At 37.8% G+C, this 6,577-nt stretch carries 6 protein-coding genes; 5 read left to right on the top strand and 1 reads right to left on the bottom strand.

All coding sequences use genetic code 11. The annotated features are described in order from the left end of the window. Positions 1-410: 410 nt before the first annotated feature. Positions 411-1,448 carry a LacI family DNA-binding transcriptional regulator gene (locus tag HMPREF9444_RS08965; protein WP_009144106.1) on the bottom strand — a complete coding sequence of 346 codons (1,038 nt, stop codon included), beginning with the start codon at positions 1,446-1,448 and terminating at the stop codon, positions 411-413. 290 nt (positions 1,449-1,738) lie between these two features. On the opposite strand from HMPREF9444_RS08965, the gene HMPREF9444_RS08960 reads away from it, so the two are divergent. From HMPREF9444_RS08960 to nhaA, 5 genes are all read left to right on the top strand, one after another. Beyond that, positions 1,739-2,350, top strand: a complete 612-nt coding sequence (locus HMPREF9444_RS08960; RefSeq protein WP_009144105.1) for an inner membrane-spanning protein YciB — start codon at positions 1,739-1,741, stop codon at positions 2,348-2,350. A gap of 10 nt (positions 2,351-2,360) precedes the next feature. Continuing rightward, positions 2,361-3,269 carry a UTP--glucose-1-phosphate uridylyltransferase GalU gene (gene galU / locus HMPREF9444_RS08955; protein ID WP_009144104.1) on the top strand — a complete coding sequence of 303 codons (909 nt, stop codon included), beginning with the start codon at positions 2,361-2,363 and terminating at the stop codon, positions 3,267-3,269. A 46-nt stretch (positions 3,270-3,315) separates the two neighbouring features. Next, a complete protein-coding gene (locus HMPREF9444_RS08950; RefSeq protein ID WP_009144103.1) occupies positions 3,316-3,600 on the top strand; it encodes a YhdT family protein in 285 nt (94 codons plus the stop codon). Further along, positions 3,578-5,080, top strand: a complete 1,503-nt coding sequence (gene panF / locus HMPREF9444_RS08945) for a sodium/pantothenate symporter (protein WP_009144102.1) — start codon at positions 3,578-3,580, stop codon at positions 5,078-5,080. Before HMPREF9444_RS08950 ends, panF begins: the two co-directional genes overlap by 23 nt. Before the next feature lie 165 nt (positions 5,081-5,245). Beyond that, positions 5,246-6,502 (top strand): Na+/H+ antiporter NhaA, encoded by a 1,257-nt coding sequence (gene nhaA / locus HMPREF9444_RS08940; RefSeq protein WP_009144101.1) that lies wholly within the window; start codon positions 5,246-5,248, stop codon positions 6,500-6,502. Positions 6,503-6,577 lie beyond the last annotated feature (75 nt).

Genomic DNA, 6,577 nt, shown 5'->3' with positions numbered 1-6,577 from the left:
CGGCCGGCTCTACTCTCGTGTTTAAGCTCAAGGTTACATCTTCCATGCTCATCCGTAAGCGTAAGCATCCTGCCGTTAGAGCTAAACTGCGGGGTAATGCATTAGGTCGCTGTCTTTTTTGCTTCATCCTGCACAGATGCTCCGATATCTATTATCCGTCAATATATTGAGCAAGCAGAAAACGCTTGATTAAACACTGAGTTTCTCCTCGCGATGATCTCCGCCCTGAAGGACAGGGTTTTAGCCGCTGATCTTTTTTGATAAAGTGACTGTAATGTAAAATGCCGTGCTAACTAAACGCAGCACTTAACATATTAATAAGGGCAAAACTAGCTCGGATAGCCATGGTAAGCTAACATCAAAAAGATTGACAACAGGATCATCAATCCTTAACTCTAAGAGAGTCAATCTTAATTAATTTCAAAGTGATTTTTAATTTTAATTATATTATCAACAATATAATCATCCATTGTTTCGTTTTCAGTTCTAATTAAATACTCATGTAATTTTTTTATAGCTTGATATCCTTGAGTTTTTGAATCCTGGCAAATTACGAAGTCAATAATTCCGCTTTTTACTAATTCACGTGTAGTATAAATTTCATCACAGGCAATGACAAAACGATGATGCTCTCTATCGGCAATAACTGCCGCACCAAGACCAGCAACTCCGGATCCGGTAGCCATATAGACACAATTAATCTCAGGATGCTGCTGAAAAGCTTTCATTGTCTCCTGCTGCGTGATGATATCATTGTCCATTCCTTCAATAATAGTTTCAATATGATATTTAACACCGTCACGGTTAAGCTCGGAGATAAAACCGTCAACTCTGATTTGATGTCCATTATGCACTTTAGGACCTGTGACTATTAAAATTTTTAAATAAGTATCATGCATGCACTTATTTAACATAGCTGCCGCAACTTGTCCTGACTTAAAGTAATTCGGACCGACAAAACAGATCCTCTCACTTGTAGGAATATCATTATTAATAAGAAGAACCGGTAAGTTGCGTTCGTGCAATTCTTTTATCTTATTTAAAATAATTTCATGTTCAACGGTACATAAAGCAAAAGCCTTACAGCCGTGTGCTTCAAGATTTTCAATTGCCTTTAAATGCTTTTGAGGATCCCAGCCTTCCTCTTCTATTAAATAAATATCAAGACCTAAATCTTTATATTCATTACGCGCCTGTTTGATGCCGCGTTTTATATCATCAAAAAAAGGCGAGTTAACGCTAGGAAGCAAAATTCCGACACAGTTAAGATTCTTCTGGCTCGACAGTGCTCGCCCGGCTCGATTGGGTATATATCCTAAATCCTTTGCAAGCTGCTTTATTCTTACAGCGGTAGCTTTACTTACCTCGCTTTTATCATTTAAAGCACGAGACACCGTACCTACGGAGACACCGCAAGCCTTTGCCAAATCTTTTAACGCAACCGTCATAAATCAATCCTTAGAAAAAAACGCATATTGCAAACGTTTTCGTCAATATAAATATATAACATCCGTCTTTTTAAATATAAAAATTAATTATCAAAATGAGAAGTCATCGATCATTTAAACATAACTTTGTAAAAACACTTACTTTTCGCACGTAAAAATTCTAAAAAATACAAAAAATTAAGCGTCCTTACGTAAATTCCGCAAATTATGCATAGCAGTTTTTCCTTCTTTATCTATAGAAGGATAAGTGTTATACTATTAGAAGATTTAACGTTAAACACAAAATAAAAATGTTACCGAAGATCCTTGATATTACTCCGGCTCTTGCCTTTTTTATAACTTACAAAATCACCTCTGATTTAATTACAGCTACTGCTGTGATTGTCGGCTGCTGTCTTATTGCATTTGCGCTTCAATATGTTTTTTGGAAAAAAGTTTCCCGCATGCAGGTTTTTGTATGCGCTGCAGTATTGCTTTTCGGTTTGCCTACAGTTCTATTAAACGATCCGCAAATTATTAAATGGAAAGTGACTGTTGTAAATCTGATTATGGCAACTGCAATCTTGGTTTGCCAGCATATTTTAAAGCGTAACCCTTTTTCTTATCTTTTCGGGCAGGAAATTCCTCTGCCTGAAAATCTTTGGCTAAAACTTGGAACCTGGTGGATGATATTCTTTGTTTTCGCCGCCATGCTCAATGTCATAATTGCTTTCTTTTTACCGACACTGTTCGGCATCGACGCAATAACCGCAGAATCTCTGTGGGTTGATTACAAGACATTCGGCAATGCAATTTTAAATTTCGTATTTGCCGTAATCTGCATCCTTTACCTGATGAAAACCAATCCAGAGATTTTAGCTGAAGTAAAAGATCTAAAAAAAGACAACAAACTGACAAAATAAGGAATAACTTATGCCTGACATGAACTTTGGCAATATCAAGTATGCAATCATCCCGGTTGCAGGCTTGGGTACAAGACTTCTTCCCGCGACAAAAGCCATTCCTAAAGAAATGATGCCGCTTGTCGATAAACCTCTCATTCAATATGTTGTAAGCGAAGCAGTCAGTGCCGGAATAAAAAATATCGTTTTAGTAACACACTCTTCAAAAAATGCAATTGAAAACCATTTTGATACATCTTTTGAGCTTGAAGCCACTTTGGAAAAGCGCGTCAAGCGCCAATTGTTAAGTGAAGTTCAAAACATTATTCCTAAAGACGTTACTATCATGCACGTACGTCAGGGTGAAGCCAAGGGCCTTGCTCATGCTATTAAGTGCGCTTTCCCTATTGTCGGCAAAAATCCTTTTGCTATTTTGCTTCCTGACGTAATTATTGATGACGCCGCATCCGATTTAAAGAAAGATAATTTAGCTGCCATGATTAAGCTTTTTGAGGAAACCGGAACATCTCAAATCATGGTAGAGAAAGTTCCGCATAATGAAGTATCTTCATACGGTATTGTAAACTTAAACGGCGTAGACCCTAAACCCGGTCAGGACGTACAGATTAAGAGTATAATAGAAAAACCGTCAATTGAAGAAGCTCCTTCTGATTATGCTGTTGTAGGACGTTACGTTTTGTCCTCTGAAATCTGGCCGCTCTTTAAACGTACCCCGTTAGGAGCAGGTGGTGAGTTCCAGCTTACCGATACCATTGAGCTTCTTATGCATCTTGAAGATATTCATGCATATCCTATCATCGGTCACAGCCATGACTGCGGCAATAAAGAAGGTTATGTCAAAACATTTATCGACTATTCTTTAAGGCACCCGTCTTTAGGTAAAGCCATCACGGAATATGTCAAATCTTTAAAGCTTTAAATTAAAGACTCCTCAAGGAGCCTTTAATCTATACGAATTTTTTACTATGACAAAAATGACTCAAGACAAACTCAAGCAAACTTTTCGGCAAATGGATAAGGAAGCTTTGAGTACTTTGATAACTGCTGCAATCATCACTGTATATTTCTGGCTTACTGTTCTTATTTTTAAAGATGATATTTCTCTAACCTTATTCTCAATGCCTCTATGGTTCGTTCTTTCATGCATCGGAGGCTATCTTCTGTCAATCGTTGCGGTAATCATTTTAGTGCGAAAATTTATGAAAAACTTTTCTTTAACGGATTTTGATGATGAACGTAAACAGCATTAATCTGCAGACTTTTATTCCGGTTCTGCTATTTTTATTTATTTTACTGTGCATTGGTTTTTATGCCGCTCAATCAGTTAAAAATAATAGCGATTTTCAAAAAGAATACTTTTTAGGCAGCAGGAATCTCGGCGGCGTTGTGCTGGCCATGACTTTAATTGCCACATACGGATCCGTCAGCTCTTTCGTATCAGGGCCCGGTATCGCTTGGGATCTTGGTCTTGGCTGGGTTGTTTTTGCCGCTCCGCAAATTATTACCGGTTTTTTAATTTTAGGAGTTGTCGGTAAAAAAATGGCCGTACTATCCCGAATTACCGGCTCGCTTACCGTAATCGACATTATTTATAAACGATTTAACAGTAAAACCTTATCGTTGTTGCTTGCTTTAGTCTTGCTGATTTTCTTTACTGCAATGACTGTCGGACAATTTATCGGAGGCGCTCAAATTTTCGCCGCTATTACAGGTCTTGATTACAAAGCCGGCTTAATACTGTTCGCTGCAGTTACGGTGATCTATACATCTGGAGGATTTAAAGCTGTAGCATTAACCGATGCTGCCTGTGCAATTTTAATGCTAACCGGTATGTTTCTACTTTGCGGTATTATCTTTGATGAAGCTGGCGGCCTTGATTCAATTATGAGCAAAATCTCCTCAATTAATTTAAATTCTGAAGGAGTAAGCCGTAATCTGCTGCCCGATGCCGACGGGGCTTTGCCCTATACTCTGCTTTTCTCCGCATGGCTATTAGTCGGATTCGGAACTATCGGTTTGCCGCAATCTCTGGTTCGCTGCATGAGCTATAAGCAAACATCGGATCTGCATAGAGCAATGATCATCGGAACCATCATCTGCGGCGCTTTAATGATCGGAATGACGCTTTTGGGAGTTTTTGCGCGAGCTGTGATTGAAGAATTACCGCAAAACGGCACGGACAGCATAATTCCTACTCTTATCGTCACCAAAATGAATCCTTTTCTTGCCGGTGCTACTTTATTAGGACCTCTTGCCGCAACGATGAGTACTGTAAGCTCTTTATTAATAGCGGCAAGCTCTGCAGTAATTAAAGACATATACGGAACATTTCTTGGTAAAAACTCTGCCGATCATTCCGGTAAAATCAGGACTTTATCCATCATTACCACATATACAGTAGGATTAATTGCCTTATTATTGGCCTTATTTCCTATGGACATTGTTGCCTGGGTAAACCTGTTTGCTTTCGGAGGACTGGAAACTGCATTTTTAATGATTATATTGCTGGGACTTTTTTGGCAAAAAATGAATACGTTAGGTGCTTTTTTAAGTCTTGGTGCCGGTTCAATTTCCTATATAACCGTCATGTCTTTGCATATTAATTTCTTAGGTTTTCATAACATTGTAGTCGGTCTGTTCTTTGCTGCCGTTTTTGCAGTAATCGGCAGTTATATCGGCAAAAGCAATGATGAGAAAACTTTAAAAACTTTCTTTCCTCATAAATACTGATCTGCTAATTAACGTTCATATCAAAAATATAATTATATTGACAAAAATTATCGATATGAACGTTTAAATCTAAAAGATTTTTTATTAAATTATTTTCTGCTTTCCAAGCTTAAACGGCATGGCTTATACCATTAATTTCAACTCTTTTATTCTCAGCATAACAGCATGGATAGAACAACAAGATACAAAATCAGAAATAATTTAAATTACATCCTGCACCATGATGCCACAGGCGGCATCATTATGATTGCTCTTACGATCATCGCTTTAGTGTATCAAAATTCACCCTACGCCTTTAATTACCGCAAAATCCTTGAAGTCAAAGCCGGCTTTGTTTTTGGTGATTACTCGTTAATCAAACCGATCCTGTTATGGATTAATGACGGCTTAATCTCTTTATTTTTCTTTAGTATCGGACTTGAACTAAAACACGAGTTTATTGAAGGCCATCTCTCTAAGCCTAAAAATATTGCTCTGCCTGCAATGGCGGCATTAGGCGGTATTCTTATGCCGTCATTAATATTCTTCTTATGTAATATCGGTGATGATTTTGCGTTAAAAGGCTGGGCGATTCCTACAGCTACTGATACAGCGTTTTCCCTTGCAATCTTGCTGTTTTTAGGCAATAAAGTCCCATCGTCTCTTAAAATTTTTCTATTATCGCTTGCAATTTTTGATGATATCGGAGCTATAGTTATCATTGCTATTTTCTATACTGCAAAATTATCAGTTTTAGCTTTATGTTTTGCTGTTTTATCCATAATAGGGCTGTTATGTCTAAATTCCTTCGGAGTAAACCGTAAATCTCTATACTTTATTTTCGGATCTCTTTTATGGTTATCAATTTTAAAAAGCGGAGTACATGCAACATTGGCCGGTATTATTACCGCTTTCTTTATTCCATTAAAAAAACATGACGGCTCACCGCTTGTAATGGAAATTTATGATAGCTGTAAAGTATGGATAGCCATTATCATCCTTCCATTATTTGCTTTTGCCAATGCCGGTATTGATTTATCAGGGATCACGGTCAACAAACTTTTTTCAGGCGTCCCGGTAGGAATATTTCTCGGGCTTTTTTTAGGAAAACAAATCGGCGTATTTTTAATGTCATATATCTGTGTTAAAGCAGGTCTTTCACAAATGCCCGAACAGGCAACATGGAAACATATCTATGGAGTATGCATACTGACAGGCGTCGGTTTTACGATGTCCATGTTCGTTGACGGTCTTGCTTATTGGGGAAGCTCGGTTTTTGCATACGCAGACTCTTTTGCAATTATTTTAGCATCCGTTTTTTCAGGAATTACCGGATATATTTATTTAAGATATTTTGCTGACAAACAAAGCTATATTTTTCAAAATCTCATTATTCCTAAAATAAAAACGTTAAAAGAGACAGGAAAGAAATTAAGAGGTTAAAGCACACAGTTTGTCTTTAAAAATCGAGTAGGGGAGATCTAGCGATCTGCCCCTCTCACACCACCCACCGTGCAG

It is taken from the genome of Succinatimonas hippei YIT 12066, from assembly GCF_000188195.1.
GTDB lineage: Bacteria > Pseudomonadota > Gammaproteobacteria > Enterobacterales > Succinivibrionaceae > Succinatimonas > Succinatimonas hippei.
This window is presented reverse-complemented; position numbering and strand designations above follow the sequence as displayed.